Annotated in this window: 16 protein-coding genes and 1 pseudogene; 10 read left to right on the top strand and 7 right to left on the bottom strand. The window is 70.8% G+C overall.

Annotated elements, in window-relative coordinates; translation table 11 throughout:
- Positions 1 to 351: 351 nt before the first annotated feature.
- Complete coding sequence (locus ACIBSV_RS40870; RefSeq protein ID WP_395872404.1) at positions 352 to 1,047, bottom strand: flavin reductase family protein; 696 nt, start codon at positions 1,045 to 1,047, stop codon at positions 352 to 354.
- A 56-nt stretch (positions 1,048 to 1,103) separates the two neighbouring features.
- Between ACIBSV_RS40870 and ACIBSV_RS40865 the strand changes: the two genes are divergently transcribed.
- The 7 genes from ACIBSV_RS40865 (at position 1,104) to ACIBSV_RS40835 (ending at position 7,708) form a co-directional block, all read left to right on the top strand.
- Complete coding sequence (locus ACIBSV_RS40865) at positions 1,104 to 2,345, top strand: NAD-dependent epimerase/dehydratase family protein (RefSeq protein WP_395872402.1); 1,242 nt, start codon at positions 1,104 to 1,106, stop codon at positions 2,343 to 2,345.
- Positions 2,342 to 3,265 carry an RNA polymerase sigma-70 factor gene (locus ACIBSV_RS40860; RefSeq protein ID WP_395872400.1) on the top strand — a complete coding sequence of 308 codons (924 nt, stop codon included), beginning with the start codon at positions 2,342 to 2,344 and terminating at the stop codon, positions 3,263 to 3,265. Before ACIBSV_RS40865 ends, ACIBSV_RS40860 begins: the two co-directional genes overlap by 4 nt.
- A gap of 452 nt (positions 3,266 to 3,717) precedes the next feature.
- Positions 3,718 to 4,485, top strand: a complete 768-nt coding sequence (locus ACIBSV_RS40855; protein ID WP_395872398.1) for an NAD(P)-dependent oxidoreductase — start codon at positions 3,718 to 3,720, stop codon at positions 4,483 to 4,485.
- A 32-nt stretch (positions 4,486 to 4,517) separates the two neighbouring features.
- Positions 4,518 to 5,243 carry a TetR/AcrR family transcriptional regulator gene (locus ACIBSV_RS40850; RefSeq protein ID WP_395872396.1) on the top strand — a complete coding sequence of 242 codons (726 nt, stop codon included), beginning with the start codon at positions 4,518 to 4,520 and terminating at the stop codon, positions 5,241 to 5,243.
- A gap of 338 nt (positions 5,244 to 5,581) precedes the next feature.
- Complete coding sequence (locus ACIBSV_RS40845; RefSeq protein ID WP_395872394.1) at positions 5,582 to 5,758, top strand: hypothetical protein; 177 nt, start codon at positions 5,582 to 5,584, stop codon at positions 5,756 to 5,758.
- A 173-nt stretch (positions 5,759 to 5,931) separates the two neighbouring features.
- Positions 5,932 to 6,858 carry a TauD/TfdA dioxygenase family protein gene (locus ACIBSV_RS40840; protein WP_395872392.1) on the top strand — a complete coding sequence of 309 codons (927 nt, stop codon included), beginning with the start codon at positions 5,932 to 5,934 and terminating at the stop codon, positions 6,856 to 6,858.
- A 508-nt stretch (positions 6,859 to 7,366) separates the two neighbouring features.
- Entirely contained in the window at positions 7,367 to 7,708 is a 342-nt protein-coding gene (locus ACIBSV_RS40835; protein ID WP_395872389.1) for a hypothetical protein, read from the top strand.
- A gap of 190 nt (positions 7,709 to 7,898) precedes the next feature.
- On the opposite strand, the gene ACIBSV_RS40830 is transcribed toward ACIBSV_RS40835, so the two are convergent.
- Together ACIBSV_RS40830 and ACIBSV_RS40825 are read right to left on the bottom strand one after the other, a co-directional pair.
- Positions 7,899 to 8,048, bottom strand: a complete 150-nt coding sequence (locus ACIBSV_RS40830; RefSeq protein WP_395872387.1) for a hypothetical protein — start codon at positions 8,046 to 8,048, stop codon at positions 7,899 to 7,901.
- Between the two features lie 55 nt (positions 8,049 to 8,103).
- A complete protein-coding gene (locus ACIBSV_RS40825) occupies positions 8,104 to 9,000 on the bottom strand; it encodes an RNA polymerase sigma-70 factor (RefSeq protein ID WP_395872386.1) in 897 nt (298 codons plus the stop codon).
- Positions 9,001 to 9,373: 373 nt separating this feature from the next.
- Here ACIBSV_RS40825 and ACIBSV_RS40820 point away from each other — a divergent pair, with 373 nt between their 5' ends.
- Entirely contained in the window at positions 9,374 to 10,351 is a 978-nt protein-coding gene (locus ACIBSV_RS40820) for an L-threonylcarbamoyladenylate synthase (RefSeq protein WP_395872384.1), read from the top strand.
- Positions 10,352 to 10,603: 252 nt separating this feature from the next.
- Positions 10,604 to 11,032, top strand: coding sequence for a VOC family protein (locus ACIBSV_RS40815; RefSeq protein ID WP_395872382.1), 429 nt, complete (start codon positions 10,604 to 10,606; stop codon positions 11,030 to 11,032).
- Between the two features lie 115 nt (positions 11,033 to 11,147).
- Here ACIBSV_RS40815 and ACIBSV_RS40810 read toward each other — a convergent pair.
- Positions 11,148 to 11,585: pseudogene (locus tag ACIBSV_RS40810) on the bottom strand (ATP-binding cassette domain-containing protein); the annotation flags it as partial.
- A gap of 495 nt (positions 11,586 to 12,080) precedes the next feature.
- Positions 12,081 to 13,769 (bottom strand): NPCBM/NEW2 domain-containing protein, encoded by a 1,689-nt coding sequence (locus ACIBSV_RS40805; protein ID WP_395872380.1) that lies wholly within the window; start codon positions 13,767 to 13,769, stop codon positions 12,081 to 12,083.
- Between the two features lie 460 nt (positions 13,770 to 14,229).
- On the opposite strand from ACIBSV_RS40805, the gene ACIBSV_RS40800 reads away from it, so the two are divergent.
- On the top strand, positions 14,230 to 15,036 hold the full coding sequence (locus tag ACIBSV_RS40800) for an ABC transporter ATP-binding protein (protein WP_395872378.1): 807 nt from the start codon (positions 14,230 to 14,232) through the stop codon (positions 15,034 to 15,036).
- A 147-nt stretch (positions 15,037 to 15,183) separates the two neighbouring features.
- Here ACIBSV_RS40800 and ACIBSV_RS40795 read toward each other — a convergent pair whose 3' ends face one another.
- Complete coding sequence (locus tag ACIBSV_RS40795; RefSeq protein ID WP_395872376.1) at positions 15,184 to 16,503, bottom strand: wax ester/triacylglycerol synthase domain-containing protein; 1,320 nt, start codon at positions 16,501 to 16,503, stop codon at positions 15,184 to 15,186.
- 207 nt (positions 16,504 to 16,710) lie between these two features.
- Positions 16,711 to 18,174 (bottom strand): pyridoxal-dependent decarboxylase, encoded by a 1,464-nt coding sequence (locus ACIBSV_RS40790; RefSeq protein ID WP_395872374.1) that lies wholly within the window; start codon positions 18,172 to 18,174, stop codon positions 16,711 to 16,713.
- Positions 18,175 to 18,206: the final 32 nt, after the last annotated feature.

The following is an 18,206-nucleotide window of genomic DNA, read 5'->3' as shown; positions in this document are numbered from 1 at the left end:
GTGTCCGCGCCGGTAGGCCGGTCAGGGCCGGTGGTTGCAGTCGAGGCAGTCGAGGCAGTCGATGGGCGTGTCCGTGTAGACGGCGACCGCCACAGCCTGGGCCAGAGCCGGGGGACAGTGCCGCGGATCCGCAGCCAACGAGCGTGTCGACCACAGCGGCCCAACGTCGGTCGGAGCGGCGAAGACGGAGTGGCCCGCAGGCGGGCCGGCTCCGACGGGAGGTGCGCGGGACAACCGGGCAGGGCCTTGAGGCCGCCTGCCAAAGGTGTACGGCCCGACACCGGAGAGGACTTCGCCGCTCTGCGCCGCCGGGATCGCCACTGCCGCCGACTTCGGGCCGACCACCGGCGGTCAGTGGTGCGCGGTGCCGGCGAGTGCCTGTTCGGCGGCGGAGTCCTTGGGGCTGCGGGGGGTTTGGCTGCGGTAGGTGTGGCCGAGTTCCGGGCCGAGTGCGAAGTAGTGGCGGAAGTTGTAGACGAGGGGGCTCCAGGCGGCGGGGTCGATGTGGTCGGTGCCGGGAACGACGATGCGGGAGTCGGCGTGAACCTTGCGTACGACGGCCTCGACGATGACGAATCCCCCGGAGACGTCCGGCTGTACCCGCTCGGCGCGGGCCTCCAGTTGGATCGGGCATTCGGCGACGCGAGGCGGACGGACCAGGTGGGACGGTTCGGCGGTCAGGCCGGCCGCGCCGAACTTGTCCGGCTCGAAGCGGAAGCCCTCGGCCTTGGTGGCCGGCACCGGGTTGCGTCCCGTCAGCGGCGCCAGCCGCTCCACCGCCGGCCACTGGGCGGGGGCCGGCAGGTTGATCACCACGTCGGGTCGGATACCGAGGTTGCGCGCGGTCTGCCCCTCGCGGCCCAGTCCGAGTACGACGGTGCGTCCGAGTGCCCATGCGGAGGACATCGGGGCGAGGTTGAACGAGCCGTCCTGGTTCTCCGTCGACAGGAGTGTCACCGGGGTACCGAAGTACAGGATGCTCGGCTCGATCTCCAGGTGGGTGGCGGGTGTCCGTGGGGACGGGGCGCTGCGGGGTGCGATGTCCATGGTCGGCAACCTAGGGTCCGGTCGTTTCGGCGGCGGACGACGCGTCAAAGGTGACAATGGGCCGCCTGAACACCCGTTGTACACGCGAGAGCCCCGATCCGGCTTCGGAGGCCGGGCTTCCGGCACCCACACGAGCGGGCTTCCGCCGTGCCCTCCTCGACGGCCGCGCCTGGTCGGCGACGGAACCCCGATCGCCCGCACGTTCGTCTCGGTTCGAATCCCGTGCAGCCGACTCCCGCCTTCGCCGCGGCGGGTCGGTCGATCCCTTGCGGTCGGCTGATCTTCGCCGCCATGTCACAGGTGGCCGCGCTGTCTTGTCTCGGGTAGCGAAGACAGATTCTCGCGTCGGGAAGGTGATGATCATGCGGGTGTTCCTGGCGGGCGGAACCGGCGTTCTGGGGAGGCGGCTGGTGCCACACACAGCTCGTGGCCCGCGGCCACCAGGTGACGGCCACGACCACGAGCGCGGCCAAGCTGCGCGAGTTGGCGCGGCAGGACGCGGACGGCGTGGTGATGGACGGTTGGACGCGGTGTCGGTCGGCGAGGCGGTGGCCAAGGCTCGGCCGGAGGTGATCGTGCACCAGATGACGGCGATCTCCATGGCGCACGCCGGCAAGCCCGACATCAAGCATCCCGACCGTTGGTTCGCCACGACCAACCGGCTGCGTACCGAGGGGACGGACCACCTTCTGGCCGCAGCCGAGGCGACCGGTGTGTCGCATTTCGTCGCGCAGGGCTACGCCTCCTGGAACGGCATCCGCGCGGGCGGATGGGTGAAGACCGAACAGGATCCGCTGGACCTGCTCGAGGGCACGGCGGCGCACGTGGGGCTGAAAGCGTTGAGCCGTGTCGAGGACGTGGTCCTCGAGGCCGGCGGCGTGGTCCTGCGCTACGGCGCGTTCTACGGGCCGGGCGCCATCGACGACCAGGTCGAGTTGGTGCGCAAGCGGCAGTACCCGCTCGTGGGGCGTGCCACCGGCTACAGCTCGTGGGTGCATCTCGACGATGCGGCGAGCGCCACGGTCCTGGCCGTGGAGCAGAAGGCGAGGGGCGTGTTCGACATCGTCGACGACGAACCGGCCCCGGCGAGCGAGTGGTTGCCCCACCTGGCGGCGTGCGCCGGCGCGAAGCAGCCGATCCGGATCCCGGTGTGGCTCGTCCGACTGCCGGCCGGTGATCAGGCGGTGGTGATGATGACCGAGGGACGCGGCTTTTCCAACGCGAAGGCCAAGCGGGAACTCGGCCGGCGGCTGCGCCACCCCTCGTGGCGGCAGGGCTTCAAGGAGGAACTGAAGTGACCCACACCGAGGAGTTCCAGGAACTGCGACCGCTGCTGTTCTCGATCGCCTACCGGATCCTGGGCAGCGTGACCGAGGCCGAGGACGCCGTCCAGGAGACCTGGCTGCGCTACGCGACCTCCACGACAACCCCCACCTCGGCCAAGGCGTACCTGTCGGCCGTGGTCACCCGCATCTCGATCAACGTGCTGCGCTCGGCTCGCGTCCGGCGCGAGGAATACGTCGGACCGTGGTTCCCCGAGCCACTGCTCACCGACCCCTACCAGGACCCGGAGCAGTCGGCGGAACTGGCCGATTCGGTGTCGATGGCGGCGTTGCTGCTGCTGGAGCGGCTCAGTCCGCTGGAGCGGGCGGTCTTCGTGCTGCGGGAGGTGTTCGCCTTCGGCTTCCCGGAGATCGCCTCGGCGGTGGGCCGCTCCGAGGGGGCGTGCCGTCAGCTGGTGGTGCGTGCGCGCCGCCACATGGACGAGGGCCGGCCCCGCTTCGAGGCGGACCGTCGCGAGCGCGACGAACTCGCCGAACGCTTCTTCGAGGCGTTGCGGGAAGGCGACGTCGACGCGCTGCGGGAACTGCTCGCCGCCGACGTGTCGTTGGTCGCGGACAGCGGAGGCAAGGCCCCGCAGTGGGCCGGAGGCTTCTTCGGCGCCGACCGTGTGTCCCGGGTGCTCGCCGTCTTCCTCCCGCCGTTCGCCCGGATCGGCGGCGTCGTGCAACCGCACCGGATGAACGGCCAGCCCGGCGCGATCTTCCGCGACCGGGACGGCGGGGTCGTCAACACCTGGACGCTCGACATCCTCGACGGGCGGATCCAGGCGATCCGTACGGTGAGCAACCCCGACAAGCTTGGGCATGTGGGCCCGGTGGCGGATGCCTGGGCGGTCCTGCGCGAAACACAGCAGGCCGACCGGGACTCGGACTGACCGAAAAACCCACGGCGTTCCACACCGGGCACGGGATCCGGCAGCCGAACGCGCGCGCGACGCTGCGGACTTCGAGTTTGTGGACCGGATCGGCGACGGGGGCGCCGAGCCGGTCGGCCCGCTCCACCACGCCGTCTTCGGCATGGTCGTGGCGGTACGGAAGCCGCGCGGGCGGGCGTGCCGCAGATGGCCGACATCCGACCGCGGCCGGCGCCGTCGTCGCGGTGCGAGGACTTCCAGGGCTGTGCCGGGTGCGGCCACGCGAGCCGCACCAGGCGCAGGTACACGCACCTGAGCCGCACCCGGCACAGGTACACACACCTGAGCCGCACCCGGCGCAGGTACACGCACCGCTCGACGAACCGCCGGCGCCGGCGCGAGCACTCGGACCGCCGCACGCGGCTTCCCGATCGTCTCGGAGAAGACGTCGTCATCAGGAAAGGACCGTCATCATGCGTATCGCAGTCTTCGGAGCCAATGGCCCCACCGGCCGCCTGCTCACCGCCCGGGCCCTCGCCGCCGGACATCGGGTCGCCGCGGTCACCCGGCAGCCGGACTCGTTTCCGCTGCACCACGATCGCCTCGAGGTGGTCGGTGCCGACGTGCTCGATCCGGTGGCCGTCGACGCCGTCGTGACCGGGCGGGACGCGGTGCTGTCCACGCTCGGGGTGCCCGCCGCGAAGGAGCCGATCAACACCTATTCGCAGGGAGCGGCCAACATCGTCGCCGCGATGAAACGGCATCGCGTGCGTCGACTCGCCGTGGTCAGCTCGAGCGGCGTCGACCCGCACCCGTACTCCGACGGCGGGTTCCTGTTCAACCGAGTACTCCTGCCCTACGTCACCAAGGTGCTGGGCAAGACGCTGTACGACGACATGCGGCGGATGGAGACGCTGGTCCGGTCCGCCGATCTGGACTGGACGATCGTGCGCCCGAGCGGGCTCTACCACCTGCCGTTCGCCACCGACTACACCCTTGTCGAAGGCCACGCCGACGGCAGGTTCACCGCCCGTGTGGACCTGGCCGCGTGCCTGCTCGCCCTGCTGGACGACGACCGTCACCTGCACGGCACCGTCGGCGTCGTCACAACCGTCGACAACCCCACCCTGCTCCGGTGGATTCGCCGCGAAGCACTCGCCAAGCACGACGCGGCAGGGCCCTCCCGGAGTGTCGAGACAAGGGTGCGGCGTCCTGGCGTAGGGGATGCTTCGGGCTCTTGAATGGTTAACGCATGTGCGTTAACGTCCGCGACATGGAAAATTCGGCGGCCACCCGGCTGTGCTTGATGACAACTGCGGAACGCCTGTTCGCCGAGCGGGGCATCAACGCGGTCTCGGCACGGGAGATCGCCGTGGCGGCCGGGCAGCGCAATACGAATGCCGTCAAATACCACTTCGGGTCGCCCCAGGGCCTGGTCGACGCGATCTTCGAGTACCGCATGGGTCCGATCAACGCGCGCCGCACCGAACTGATCGCACTGTTCGACCGGCAGGGACGGACACAGGATCCGTACGCCCTCGCCGAGGCATTCGTGCTGCCCCTCGCCGAACTGCTCGACCAACTGCGCGACAGCCCGTCGGAGGGCAGTTGGTACCTGCGGTTCTGCGTACAGGCCGCCTACACCGTGCACCCCGACGTCGTCACGTTCGCACTCGACGACCTCGGGCGCAGCCCGTGGACCACGGGGTTGAAGGAACTCAACACCCGCGCCCTGACCCTGTCCGGCGGCACGCTCCCGGACCGGCTCGCCCTGCGACGCTGGCAACACTTCGCCGGATTCGCCACGCGCGCGCTCGCCGAACGCGAGCTGCGCCAGAGCGTCGACTCCCACTACGCCCCGGGCACGACCGCGCTGTACGTGGCCGACCTGGTGGACGCCGGTGTCGGCCTTCTCACCGCGCCGTGCCGCCCGGAAACCCTGGCACTGTCCGCATCGGAAACCCCTTTGGAACAGATCCGGAAACCCGGCGCCCCGTAGCAATCCCGCACACCCCGCAGGGGTGATTTCCTTCCGCGACCGGGGGATTGCCCTTCGTTCCCTCAGCGCGATCCCCCACCCACCGGAGCAGAGTCGCCCGCCGGCCATGCCCGCGCGCCGCCGCGCCCGCCGCCCCCCGCCCGGCCGGCGCGCCACCTCGACCTGCCCTGAGCCACGTCACGCCGCGCCACCACGTCGTCCGAAGGAGGCCCTCGTGGCAGTCAGCCCATCCCCGACACCCGCACCGGAACCCGAACTGGAACAGGCAACTTCGGTCCCCGTGTCACCCACTCCGCCGTACAGCCGGGGCCCGGCTCGCGGCCGGGCCCGCCGTCGTGATGGCACGCGACATCGCCCGCGCCGACGCGCGCACCGGCCGCATCGTCTACGCGGACGCCGCCTTCGAGCACGCCTTCGCGATCGCGGCGGTCGTCGGCCTGGTCGGCGTCCTGGTGGCCGTACTCATGCGCCACGGACGCACCCCGGCCACCGGCGGTGCGACCTCCGGAGCGTGATCGCATCGACCGACTCCCCGCGTCCACCGCGCGTGACCGTGCCCACTGTCTCCACCAACTCCTGTTCCCACCAACTCCTGCTTCCCACCGATCCCTGTTCCCACCAACCCTGTTCCCATCAACCCCTGTTCCCATCGATCCCTGTTTCCGCCTCACTCCTGGAGGTTCCCGCCGTGACCACTGCTCCCGAGAACACGCGCCGCCCGGTGTTCGACAACGGCCTATCCGCCGTGCCCGTGCGCGAACTCTGCCCCACCGGCGACTACCGGCCCACCGCCCCGTACGAACTGTTCGAACTGGCGCCGTGCAGCCCCACCATCGGCGCGGAGATCGCCGGCATCGACCTCGCCCGGCAGCTCGGCCCGGAACTGCACGCCGAACTGCACCGAGCCCTGCTCGAATGGAAGGTCCTGTTCTTTCGCGACCAGAACCTCACGGCACCCCAACACCGTGACCTCGCCCGGCTCTGGGGCACACCGGAGGTCCACCCCTTCCTGCCCAAGGCGGACGACATCCCCGAGGTCGTCCGGCTCTCCCGGGGCGCCGACTCGCCGGCGGTCGAAAACGTGTGGCACTCGGACGCGTCGTTCGAGACCACACCCCCGATGGGCTCGATCCTGCGCGCCGTACACGTCCCCGCCGTCGGCGGCGACACGCTGTGGTCGGACATGGCAGCGGCCTACGACGGCCTGCCGGAGGCGACGAAGACCCGCATGGACGGGCTGACGGCCGTCCACGACTTCACCCAGACCTTCGGCAGCGCCCTCGAACCCGAGGAACTGGCCCGGCAGCAGCAGAAGTACCCCGCAGTCTCCCACCCCGTTGTCCGCACCCACCCGGAGACCGGCCGCCGACTCCTCTACGTCAACCGCATCTTCACCCACCACATCGAGGGCCTGCCGGACGACGAGAGCCGCGAACTGCTGGCATTCCTCTACGACCAGGCCCGCCACCCCGAATACCAGTGCAGGCTGCGCTGGCGCCCCGGCACGATCGCGTTCTGGGACAACCGCGCGACACAGCACTACGCGAGCGCCGACTACTACCCACACGAGCGAATCATGGAACGCGTGACCATCCTTGGCGACCGACCGCGCTGACCCGGCCCGCCGATTCTCCGAGCGCTCTGCGGCCTCCGGGCGCAGGCGGTTCCGATGCCGTCGCACCTGCCCGCCGCATGCGCGGCATCGCCCCGACCCGGCCTCGGGTCGGGGCGGGCGAGCCGTTCGATCAAGCCTCCACCGGGTCCCGATCGCAAACCCGTACGTCGCGCGCCCTCACGTGCGGCTTTTGCCGCAACCGGACATCTCCTGGGGTCGTCCCCGAGGGTGACCGGTCACGCCGGGTCCGAGGAGGGCACGACATGTCCATCGCCTTATCCACCCGCACCCTGCTCGTCTGCTCGGCCGCCCTCGTGCTCGGCCTGTAAGTCTCGACCACCCACCGAAGGAAGCTCCTGCCGACAAGACGCGACCGACCCGGGCCAAGGACGGATCGTCCGTCGAAGAACCGCGCGGACCCAGGCCCACGAAGTGGCTCGGTCCCGAGGACCCGCCGCCGCCGGCATTGGGCACCGAATTCGTCCTGCCCAACCTCGCCCGCGTATCGGTGACCCAGGTCGCAACACCCGGCGACGTCCCCGCGCCCGCCGGATCGCGGCGCGGCGACGTCCACGTCCGGCTCGGTCACGACGGCGCGAAGCCGCTGACCCTGGACGGTCAGGTTCACGTGAGCGTGGTGCGTCACGACGACAACGCCGTACACATGGCACAGGTCGACCCGCCGCTCCCCGACCGGACCCTGGCCCCCTCGTTCAACGGGCAGCTGACGAGCAAGGAAACCAAGAACGCCGTGATCGGCTTCGCACTGGAGGAATCCGCCTTCGCCGCGGGCTTCGAGGTGTGGGTGACGGTCGATCAGCCAGGCCGAGCCGCGCCCTACCCGGTCTAATTCCTGTACATCCCGAGCGCCGGCTGACCCCCGGGCCACAGGATTGCCGTGGTCGCCCCGGCCCCGCGTAGCACCATGCGATTGCCCACGCCGGCAAGGTGCTCCGCCGCCGCAGTGCCACCGCGCACGCCGTTCCGAGCACCGCCCGGTCGCCGAAGTGGCAGGCGTCGTCGAACCACACGACCCGGTCTTACAGGTCGGCCGCGTTCCCGGCGACATCCACCACGAACGGCAGGGTGATCAGCGCGTCCACATCCCAGGGGAACGCCCGCCCCCGCCGCCGGACCCACCACCACACCGGCAGCGCCGGCACCGCGACCGGGTACAAGACGGCCCGCATGCCCATGGCCTTGTCGGCGAACCGTGCCCACGATGGGGCCGCGGCCGTTGTGGTGTCAGTTCAGGTCGAGTGGTGTGTCGGCCGCGATGTGGGTGAGCTTGGCGGGGTTCCGGACGAAGTAGATGTCGGTGACGAGGCCGTCGTCGAGACGGATCGCCATGATGCTGTCGATCTCGCCGTCGACGCGCAGGAGGAGCGCCGGATCGCCGTTGACGGTGGTGGCCTCGCCGGTGAGCGTGCCTTCCTTGTCGCCGAGGGCGGCGAGAAGGAGGCGGACCACCTTCGTGAGGCCGATGACGGGCCGTAGCGCGGCGCTCCTGACGCCGCCGCCGTCGCTGATCAGGACGACGTCGGGGGCGAGCACGTCGAGCACGCCCTGCAGGTCGCCGGTCTCCACGGCGTGTTGGAACGAGGCGATGGCGGCCTTGGCCTGGCGTGGTGAGACCACCTGGCGAGGGCGGCGGGCGTCGACGTGCTTGCGGGAGCGGTGGGCGATCTGGCGGACGGTGGCCGGGGTCTTGCCGACCGCCTCCGCGATCTCGTCGTAGTCGACGTCGAAGACTTCGCGCAGGACGAACACGGCCCGCTCGGTGGGCGAGAGGGTCTCCAGGACGAGCATCACGGCCATGGACAGGCTCTCGGCGAGCTCGACGTTCTCGGCGACGTCCGGCGAGGTGAGCAGCGGCTCGGGCAGCCACGGGCCGACGTAGGTCTCCTTGCGGCGCCGCAGGGTGCGCAGCCGGTCGAGGGCTCGCCGGCTCGTGACGCGGACGAGGTAGGCGCGCTGGTCGCGGACCTGCTCCAGATCGACCTCGGCCCAACGCAGCCAGGTCTCCTGCAGGACGTCCTCGGCGTCGGCCGCCGAGCCGAGGATTTCGTAGGCCACGGTGAAGAGCAGATTGCGGTGGGCGACGAAGGCATCGGTCGCCGGGTCCGCGGTGTGGTCGCGCATCCTCGAATCCTTCCATTCCCTTTCATGGCGGCCGGTCCCGGGGTTCCGGGTATGCGGGCGGACGGCGGGCGGGCGCCGCCCGCCGCGCTTGGTCATGGTCCCTGTTCCGTTCGTTCGCTTCGTCCGCTTGGGGTTTCGCACACAAGGCGCCGGACGGGGGGAACGTGTGACACGGTGTGGCCCGGATCACATTCGACGGCGAGTCGGGGCGCGTCGGACGGAAAGCGCGCATGTACGTCGGGTACCTCGCCGCGTGGCGGCGCTGCCCCTGACGGTCGGCTCGACCCGACCACCGGCCCGTTCCGGGAGGTCGGCGCGGGCACCGGCTGCACGCCTGCCTCCCGCGCGCGGCTGCGGTGAGACGATTGCCGATGTGACGACGAGAACGGCTGACATCGAGAAGGCGGCCGCTGTGCTGCGTGATGGGGGCCTGGTGGCCCTCCCGACCGAGACCGTCTACGGTCTGGGCGCCGACGCCGAGAACCCCGCCGCCCTTGCGCGTGTCTTCCAGGCCAAGGGGCGCCCACCCTCCCATCCACTGATCGTGCACATCGCGGGCGCGGAGCGGTTGGGCGACTGGGTCCGGGAAGTGCCCGCGACGGCCCGCCTGTTGGCCGCGCGTTTTTGGCCGGGTCCCCTCACACTGGTCCTGCGGCGGGGCGGGCGGGTGTCTCCGGCGGCGACCGGCGGCCTGGAGACGGTGGCCGTGCGCGTGCCCGATCATCCCGTCGCGCTCGCGCTGCTCTCGGCCTTCGGCGGAGGTGTCGCGGCCCCGTCCGCCAACCGCTTCGGTGCGGTCAGCCCCACGACGGCGGACCACGTCCGCGCGGAGCTCGGCGATGCCGTCGACTTCGTGCTGGACGGCGGCCCCTGCCTCGTCGGCGTCGAGTCCACCATCGTCGACGCCACCGGCGACGTTCCGAGCATCCTTCGGCCCGGTGGGGTGACGCGCGAGGATCTCGAAGCCGTGCTGGGACGCTCGCTCGAGGTCGACTCCACAGGCCGCACGCCGGTGCCGGGTCGGCATCCCTCGCACTACGCGCCTCGCGCGCGGGTGATCCTGGTCGAGCCCGAAAACGTGGTCGCCGAAGCGGAACTCGCGCAGGAGTCGGGGCAGCGGGTGGGCGTGCTCGTCCCCTCCTCCCGCGCCGGCGCTCCGGTGAAGGCGCACACGGTGATGGCCGTTCCCGAATCGCCGGCCGCCTACGCGCAGGGGCTGTACGGGATTCTGCGCGAATTCGATCGGCGCGGGTGCGACGTCGTCGTCGTGTCCCTACCCGCGGACGAGGGCCTGGGACTGGCGATCGCCAACCGACTGCGCCGCGCGGCAGGGCCCAGACCCTCCCGGTGACCGGCGACGATGCCGTCCGGGGGCGGCTCGGGCAGGGGCACGTCCGGCATCACGTCGCTGCGATGGGCCACCACCCGCGCCGCCCCTACCGTCTCCGCGGCGATCGTCCGCGACGGCTTCCGTTCCGCGAACCGTCCTGCCCGGCCCTCGTGTTCGCCGGTGATGGCCGCGGCGGCCGGCTCGCCCCGCCCCCCGCCGCACCGCGGCGACCCGTTGGACAAGCGACGAAAGACCTGCTTCTACGATGGACCGATGGCAGCGATCAAGCAGTTCCAAGTCACCTTCGACTGCGCGGAACCCGAGCGCCTCGCTCGTTTCTGGTGCGAGGTGCTGGGGTATGTCGTACCGCCACCGCCGGCGGGGTTCGCCACTTGGGACGAGTACAAGATCTCACTACCTCCCGAGCAGCAGGACGCGTGGTTCGCCTGCATCGATCCCTCGGGCGTGGGGCCGCGGCTGTACTTCCAGCGCGTCCCCGAAGGGAAGGCCGCCAAGAACCGGGTGCATCTCGACGTGCGGGTCGGCACCGGACTCGTGGGTGAAGAGCGCCTGGCCGTACTCGAGGCCGAGTGCGCACGACTGGTCCCGCTCGGTGCGGTACACGTGCAAACGCTGTATGACGGCACTGATTCGTGCATCCCGATGCAGGACATCGAGGGCAACGAGTTCTGTATCGACTGAGTGGCCGCGATCGCCACACCCTCGAGTGGCAGACAACGCCACACCGTCGCGGATCGACGGGTGCGGTTCGCCGCCATGAGGCGCTCGGGACCGCGGCGCCGGCGGTGGGCACGGGTAGTGCGCGGTGTTGTCGGGCGATGTGCTCCGGGTCCCAGCCGGGGCGCGGGATCGAGGCGAGCAGCAGTCGGGTGTAGGGGTCGGCGGGCGCGGTGAGCAGGTCGCCGACGGGTCGGTGCTTCACGGTGCGGCCCCGATGCAGCACGAGGGCCTCGTCGCACAGGTAGCGCACCACGGTCAGGTCATGGCTGACGAAGATCAGCCCGATGCCGGTGTCCCGGCGGATGTCGGCGAGCAGATTGAGGACTTGCGCCCGGACCGAGACGTCCAGCGCCGAGACCGCCTCGTCCAGGACCAGCAGCGCGGGCTCCACCGCCGGCGCCCGGGCGATGGCCGTGCGTTGACGCCGGCCGCCGGAGAGTCCGCGCGGTCGGGTCGCCGCCTCCCGGGGGCCGAGGCCGACCTGGGCCGGCAGTTCGCCGATCCGCGCGCTGTGGGCGGCGCGGTGTCCTGTTCGACATCGCCCGCCTGGCCCCGGTCCCGGGCGACCCGGACGCGGAGTTCGCCGGCGCCACCTTCGACCCCGAAGGCCGGATCCTATACGTCAACATCCAGTCCAAGGTCGGCTGTACCATCGCACTGCGCGGTCCGGGCCTATAGTTCCGCTCGCCGGTGTCGAGGCGTTGCCTGTCGGGAGACGGGCGTGGTCGAACGCGCCCACTCGTTCGGGCGGTTGCTCCGTTGAACGCGGTTCGTGCAGGCGGTGGTCCGCGCACCCCCATTGTTGGTTCACCGGGTCGACATTCCACCGCGGGAGCGTGTACGGCGTCGGACCGGAGGGTGTTCGAGAAGCCCCGGTCGGGGGCGCGCGGGCCGGCGCGCGGGGACGGCCCGCTCCGGGAAGTGCCGGCTCCCGGTCACGGTCGGATCGACCGTGACCGGGAGCCGTTCCGGAAGCCGGCCGCCGGGGCTGTGCCGGGATGAGTGGGGATCAGGTGCAGGTGAGCCTGGGGTTTGCCCAGTCCGCGTGGTCGTAGTCGATGCCGTTGCCGCCATCGGTGACGGCGAGGGTCAGCGTGCGGCCTCCGGTCAGGTCGGCGGTGAGTGCCCTGGCCGGGTCCGACGTGGTCAGCACGCCGCTGTCCGCGACCTTGATGTCGTCGCGGTAGATCCGGAACGTGACCGACCCGGTCCGGGTGCTCTCGTCGTCGACGCCGACGTCCACTGTCAGACGGGTGCAGCGGGCGCCGAGGTGGTAGGTGAGGGTGCCGGGGGCGTGCGCGCCGAGGCCCTTGGCGTAGACGGTGCCGTTGATGGTCGGCGCCCGGCCGTCGCCGGCTGCCCGTTCACCGTTGCTGCGGTCCTTCTCCACCGGGCCCCAGCCGTTGAGCATGCCCGTCCAGGGGATGTCGGACAGGTGCGAGGTGCCGGCGGGGGGAACGGGCACCGGGCCGGGGGTGATTCGGTAGACGACGGTGGCGTGGGAGGGTACGGAGGCGCTGATGGTGCCGGTGGTGTTGGTGGAGGCGACCTTGGTCCACAGATCCTTGAGCCGATAAGGGCTGCGGTTGGCGATGCCCAGGGCGTCCGTGGTGGTGGAGATGGTGGCGGTGCCGCCGGTCTCGTTGGTCAGCGACACGGCGCGGTCGCCGTTGGCCAACTCCTTGACCATGACCACGAGGCCGCCGTTGTTGGCGACGACGGTGCCTTGCTTGCCCAGGGGGTCCTGGTCGACGGCGATCACGTCGGGGTTGGACAGGATCGAGAAGGTTTCCGCGCTCGCCGTGCGCAGATCGGTCCCGATCAGCAGCGGCGCGGACATCATCGACCACAGGGTGAAGTGGGTGCGGTACTCGGCGGCGGTCATGCCGCCGTTGCCGACCTCCAGCATGTCCGGGTCGTTCCAGTGGCCCGGGCCGGCGTAGGGGGCGAGGGGTTGGTTGCGGTGGGCGATGTTGATCATCGAGAACCAGTTGTCCGAGATGTCGCCCGTGGTGCGCCACAGGTGACCGATCGGGGCGGCCCACTCCCAAGCCTTGCTCTCGCCCCAGTCGCAGAGGGAGAAGACGATGGGGCGGCCGGTGGCGTGCAGGGCGTTCGCCATGTCGGTGTAGCGCTTCCTGGCGTCCACGCCCTGGTTGTTGCAGTTGTCGTACTTGAGGTAGTCGACGCCGAAGGAGGCGAACAGGTTCGCGTCCTGGCGCTCGTGACCGAGGGCGCCGGGGAATCCGGCGGCGTCGCAGGTCTTGGTGCCGGCGCTGGTGTAGATGCCGAATTTGAGGCCCTTGTCGTGGACGTAGTCGGCGACGGCCTTGATGCCGTGGGGGAAGCGGACCGGATCGGCGACCAGGTTGCCCGCCGCGTCCCGGTTGGGGAGGGCCCAGCAGTCGTCGAGGTTGACGTACTGGTAACCGGCGGCCTTGAGGCCCTGGGACACGAAGAGGTCGGCGATGCCCTTGACCATGGCCTCGTTGAAGTCGGCCCGGCAGTGGGTCGAGTTCCAGTTGTTGAATCCCATCGGGGGTACCACGGCTTGGCCGTCGGGTGCGGCGGCGGCCGTCGGGGCGGCGACGACGGATGCGCCGGCCAGGGCGGCCGCGCCCACCGTCGGGGCCAGGAGCGGCAGGGCGGTGAGGATCGCCGCGAGGCGGCGGGTGAGGGTGGTTCGTACCTTGTGCACGGACGGCTCCAGAGCTCGGGGATTCGAATGAGCACAGGTGCTGATTGGTGCGATGGGTACTTACGGCCCGTGGAAATCATCGTGATCGAACGTATTTCAACGGGAATTGACATCCCATCGGTGGGGAGTTGGGCGTGTCAAGGGATGGACCGGAGCAATACGCGTCACTTGTCGCGGTGTTCGGGGTGTTGTGATGTTGATATCTGTCGGGTTGTTCGGGCGACCGTTAGTGCCCGGCGAGCGCCCGGCGATCCCTCGGCGGAACTGCTTGACCGCGCCCGCCGGTTTCCGTGTGGGCAGGCCGATGGCCCGTTCGCCGTCGCGGTGTTGCCGGATGACGACGGCGACGCCCCCAAGGGAGCCTCGTTCCGGCGCAGTCCGGTCCCTCCGGTGCGTTCCCATGTGTCGACGGCGGGTCGATACTCGAGGAGTCCGTACGCTCACCGACCGAGGAGAGCCCGTGCGCAAACACCGCAGGAACGACGGCGACCACACCGATGCGACTCCACGCGATCTGCCGGGCGGGCCCGAACTCGCCTCCCGTGCGAGCGCCCTGACCAAGACGTTCGGAGCCGACGACACACGGGTCGTGGCCGTGGACGCGGTCGACATCGGCATCGAACGGGGTTGCTTCACCGCCATCATGGGGCCGTCGGGCTCGGGCAAGTCGACCCTGATGCACTGTCTGGCCGGCCTCGACTCGGTGACCAGTGGTCACATCTGGGTCGGGGACACCGAGATCACCGCGCTCAAGGACAAGGATCTCACCCGACTGCGCCGGGACAAGATCGGTTTCATCTTCCAGACCTTCAACCTGCTTCCCTTCCTCACCGCGATGGAGAACATCGTGTTGCCGATGTCCATCGCCCACCACCAGCCGGACCGGGCCTGGCTCGACCAGGTGGTGGCGACCCTGGAGATCGGTGACAGGCTGCGCCATCGTCCATCGGAGATGTCCGGCGGGCAACAGCAACGCGTCGCGTGTGCCCGGGCGTTCGCGTCCCGCCCCGAGCTCATTTTCGCCGACGAGCCGACCGGCAACCTGGATTCGCACGCGGGTGCCGAGGTGCTGGGCGTACTCCGCCGCAGCGTCGACGAGCTGCGCCAGACCGTGGTCATGGTCACCCACGATCTGGTCGCCGCCTCCTACGCGGACCGCGTCGTCTTTCTCGGCGACGGCCACATCGTCGACGAGATGAGCACGCCGACCCACGAGCGGGTCCTCGAACGCATGAAGCGCTTCGACGCCACCAAGCGCACCACCTGACCCGGAGCCGGGCGGGAGCGGCAGGGGATGGCGATCCGGCCGCTTCGCACGGACGGGCGGCTCGCGGGGCCCGGAGAGTTTCGATGGTGCCGCCACCGCCGGGTCTCCACGCGCCGCACGGGGTGCGGTGTGCGGGTGGCGGTGACGTCAGGGTGTCGTGGTGCGCTCCGGGCTGCCCGGTGTCGGGTCGACGATCGCTCCGGGTGTGATCGCGGAGGCGGCGACGGGGAGGTGGGGCGTGCGGGTGTCTTCGAGTGCGTCGAGTTCGGCAAGCCATCGGGTGGAGAGTTCGTCGATGGCGGGCAGGCTGGGGTCGGCGACGACGGCCAGGTGCGCGGTTCCGGCGTATTCGGCCAGGCAGATCGACAGGCGGTGTCCCGCGGGCAGGAACATCAGCGGCAGCAGGGTGTGGATGCTGTGGCCGTGGAGTTCGAGGGGCCGTGCGGGACCGGGGACATGGGTGGCCACCACGGTGGTGCGCCGCGGATGCAGGACGCGGGCCAGGGCCCGACCGTGCCAACGAGTGGGCAGGGTATCGAAGAGGACGTCCGCGTCGGGATCGTAGCGGCCGGTCCGGATGTTCGCGGTGGCCAGGTGCGTGGCGGCCAGTCGCTCGGCCGCGGTGGGCACTCGGCACGGCAGGACGACGGGGACGCCGCGGTGGAAGTTGCCCACCGCGGTGCTCGTGTCCTCGCGCCGGCTGTCGAGGGGGACCATCGCCCTCACGGTGCCTGTGGCGTCGTCGGGCAGCCAGGGTCGCAGGGCACCGGCGAGGGCGGCCAGATACACGTCATTGAGGCTGGTGCCGCCGGCGCGCGCGATCGCCTTCATACGAGGCAGCGGCGTGTGGGCCCATCGGCGTAGCGGCGGGCCGGTCGGGGCTTGGACACGCGCCGGGCCGAGGTCGATCGCGTGCGCGGGCAGCGCGATGTCGATCGCGGCGCGCAGCAGGGCGCGCACGCGGCCGGGCGTCCAGGTGCGTGGTGGCCTGGGGGGTGTGCGGCGGCGCGGGAGGCCGGATTCCCCCAGCGCGGCGAGCATGACCCCGATCAGGGACATGCCGTCCATGAGGCCGTGGTGGGCGCGAAGGAGCAGAGCGAACTCGTTGTCACGGTGGCCGTGGAGCAACGTCATGCCCCAGGTGACGTCCGCGAGGGGTCGGGCGCACACGCGCTCGATCGCCGCGTGCAACGCGACGTCGCCGCCGCGGGCGGGCAGCGCGACCTCCTCGAGGTGATCGGCGGGCGCGGCCGGACCGCGCGTGTTCGCGCCGGGCGCGCGGGCTCGGTCGCGCAGCGGTGGGTGGGCCGCGCGGGCCAAGTCGATCAGCGCGTGCAGTTCGACCGTCGAGGGCGCGGGGCCGGTGATCACGGCCACGCCACCGATCTCCATGCTCGAGTGGGGGTGCGCCGCCGCGTAGTCGAACCAGCGTTCGCCCGCCGCGGCCGCGGCGTCATGTCCGTGCACGGTGTTCTCCGTCGGATGTCGTTCGCATGACGAGAGGGCGGACGCGTGGGCGCAGGTGGACGGGGCGTGGCACGTCTGCGGCTCGCGCATCGTCGGCGCGCCGGCACGGCCGGATTCCGGTCACGTGCACGGTCCCGGCTTCTCGGGGTGTGTGGTGGGTTTTGCGGTGCCCCGGGCAGGTGTGGCCGCGCGCGGGCGTGTTCGTGGTCACCGTGCGCCCACCGGGGCCGTCGTCGGGGCCTCGGATGATGGGGGTCGGTGGTCGGGGATCGCGGCGGCGACCTCGCGTACCAGTTCCCAGGCGTTGCGTACGGAACTCTGCGATGCCAGACGCGAACCCAGGGCCGCGCGCAGCACGTAGCGGCCGTCGACGGTGGTGGGCGTCACCAGGAGTCGGTGGGTGGCGTCCAGGTCGGTGCGCAGGCGTTCGGTGCGCGCGTTGTCGCCGACGAGGCGGAAGCACACCAGTCCGAGGGTGTGCGAGACGAGTTCGAAGCCGGGGGTTTCCCGGACCAGGTCGGCGAACAGGTCGGCGAGCAGGAGCTGTTCGCGGATGTGCGTGCGCAGGCCGTCGATGCCGTGGGTGCGCAGGACGAACCACAGTTTCAGGGCGCGGAAGGGGTGCATGAGTGGCACCTGCCAGTCCCGGAAGTCGGTGACCTCGCCCGAGTCGCTGGCCCGGTTCCGCAGGAAATCCGGGCGGATGTCCATGGCGGCGGTGAGGCTGTGCCGGTCGGCCACCCACATGGCGTCGCAAGGCGGCCCCGTCAACAACCACTTGTGGCAGTTCACGGCGTAGGAGTCGGCGTGTTCGACGCCGTCGTTGATCCAGCGGTTTTCCGGGCAGACGGCCGCCGATCCGGCGTAGGCGGCGTCCACGTGCAGCCACGCGCCGAATTCCCGGCACACCGCGGCGACGGCGGCAAGCGGGTCGATGGCGCAGGTGCCCGTGGTGCCGACGGAGGCGACCACGATCGCGGGAACGATGCCCGCGGCGCGGTCGGCCGTCAGTTGCTCGCGCAGGGCGCGAGGGTCCATCGCGCACGTGCCGGCCGTGGTGGCGATCAGGCTCGGTTCGCCCAGGCCGGCGATGCGCGAGGCTTTCGGGACGCAGGAGTTCGCCTGGTCGGTGCAGTACAGGCGATAGCGGCCCTCGGTGCCGTGTTCGCGCCAACGCCCGCCCGAGGCCCGGTACAGGGCGGCGACCACGGCCACCAGGACCGCCGAGGACGCGGAGTCCTGGAGGACCCCGCCGCCGTCCCCGCCGCTGAGGAACCGCTCCGGCAGGCCCAGCGCGACCGCGAGGTGGTCCAGGACCGCCTCCTCGAGTTCGGTGGCGGCCGGGCCCGTCGACCACATCATGTGCTGGACCGCCAGACCCGATGCCAAGAGCTCGCCGACCACCGACGCGGGGCTGGTCTGCGTGGGGTAGTAGCCCAGGAACGACGGGTGTTGCCAGTGCACGAGGCCGGGCATCACCACACGCCGCACATCGGCGAGCACGTCCTGGATCGGCTCGCCCCGTACCGGCACGCCGTCGGGCAACATCGCCCGCACGTCCCCGGGGCGAAGCTCCGGCGTCACCGGCAGGCGTTCCTCGCGCAGGTCCTCCCAATAGTCCTCGAGGATCTCGGCGACCATGCCGATCGCGCCGCGAAACGAATCATCCATGGGAATTCGTGACATGACGGGTAACGTACCGC

Origin of the sequence: Embleya sp. NPDC050154, assembly GCF_044460165.1 — a bacterium.
Taxonomy (GTDB): Bacteria; Actinomycetota; Actinomycetes; order Streptomycetales; family Streptomycetaceae; genus Embleya.
This window is presented reverse-complemented; position numbering and strand designations above follow the sequence as displayed.

Coding starts and splice junctions, on each gene's coding strand:
- ACIBSV_RS40870 (WP_395872404.1), bottom strand. CDS start 1,047: ATGGACATCGCACCCCGCAGCGCCCCGTCCCCACGGACACCCGCCACC.
- ACIBSV_RS40865 (WP_395872402.1), top strand. CDS start 1,104: ATGGGCCGCCTGAACACCCGTTGTACACGCGAGAGCCCCGATCCGGCT.
- ACIBSV_RS40855 (WP_395872398.1), top strand. CDS start 3,718: ATGCGTATCGCAGTCTTCGGAGCCAATGGCCCCACCGGCCGCCTGCTC.
- ACIBSV_RS40850 (WP_395872396.1), top strand. CDS start 4,518: ATGGAAAATTCGGCGGCCACCCGGCTGTGCTTGATGACAACTGCGGAA.
- ACIBSV_RS40845 (WP_395872394.1), top strand. CDS start 5,582: ATGGCACGCGACATCGCCCGCGCCGACGCGCGCACCGGCCGCATCGTC.
- ACIBSV_RS40830 (WP_395872387.1), bottom strand. CDS start 8,048: ATGCGGGCCGTCTTGTACCCGGTCGCGGTGCCGGCGCTGCCGGTGTGG.
- ACIBSV_RS40825 (WP_395872386.1), bottom strand. CDS start 9,000: ATGCGCGACCACACCGCGGACCCGGCGACCGATGCCTTCGTCGCCCAC.
- ACIBSV_RS40815 (WP_395872382.1), top strand. CDS start 10,604: ATGGCAGCGATCAAGCAGTTCCAAGTCACCTTCGACTGCGCGGAACCC.
- ACIBSV_RS40790 (WP_395872374.1), bottom strand. CDS start 18,174: ATGGATGATTCGTTTCGCGGCGCGATCGGCATGGTCGCCGAGATCCTC.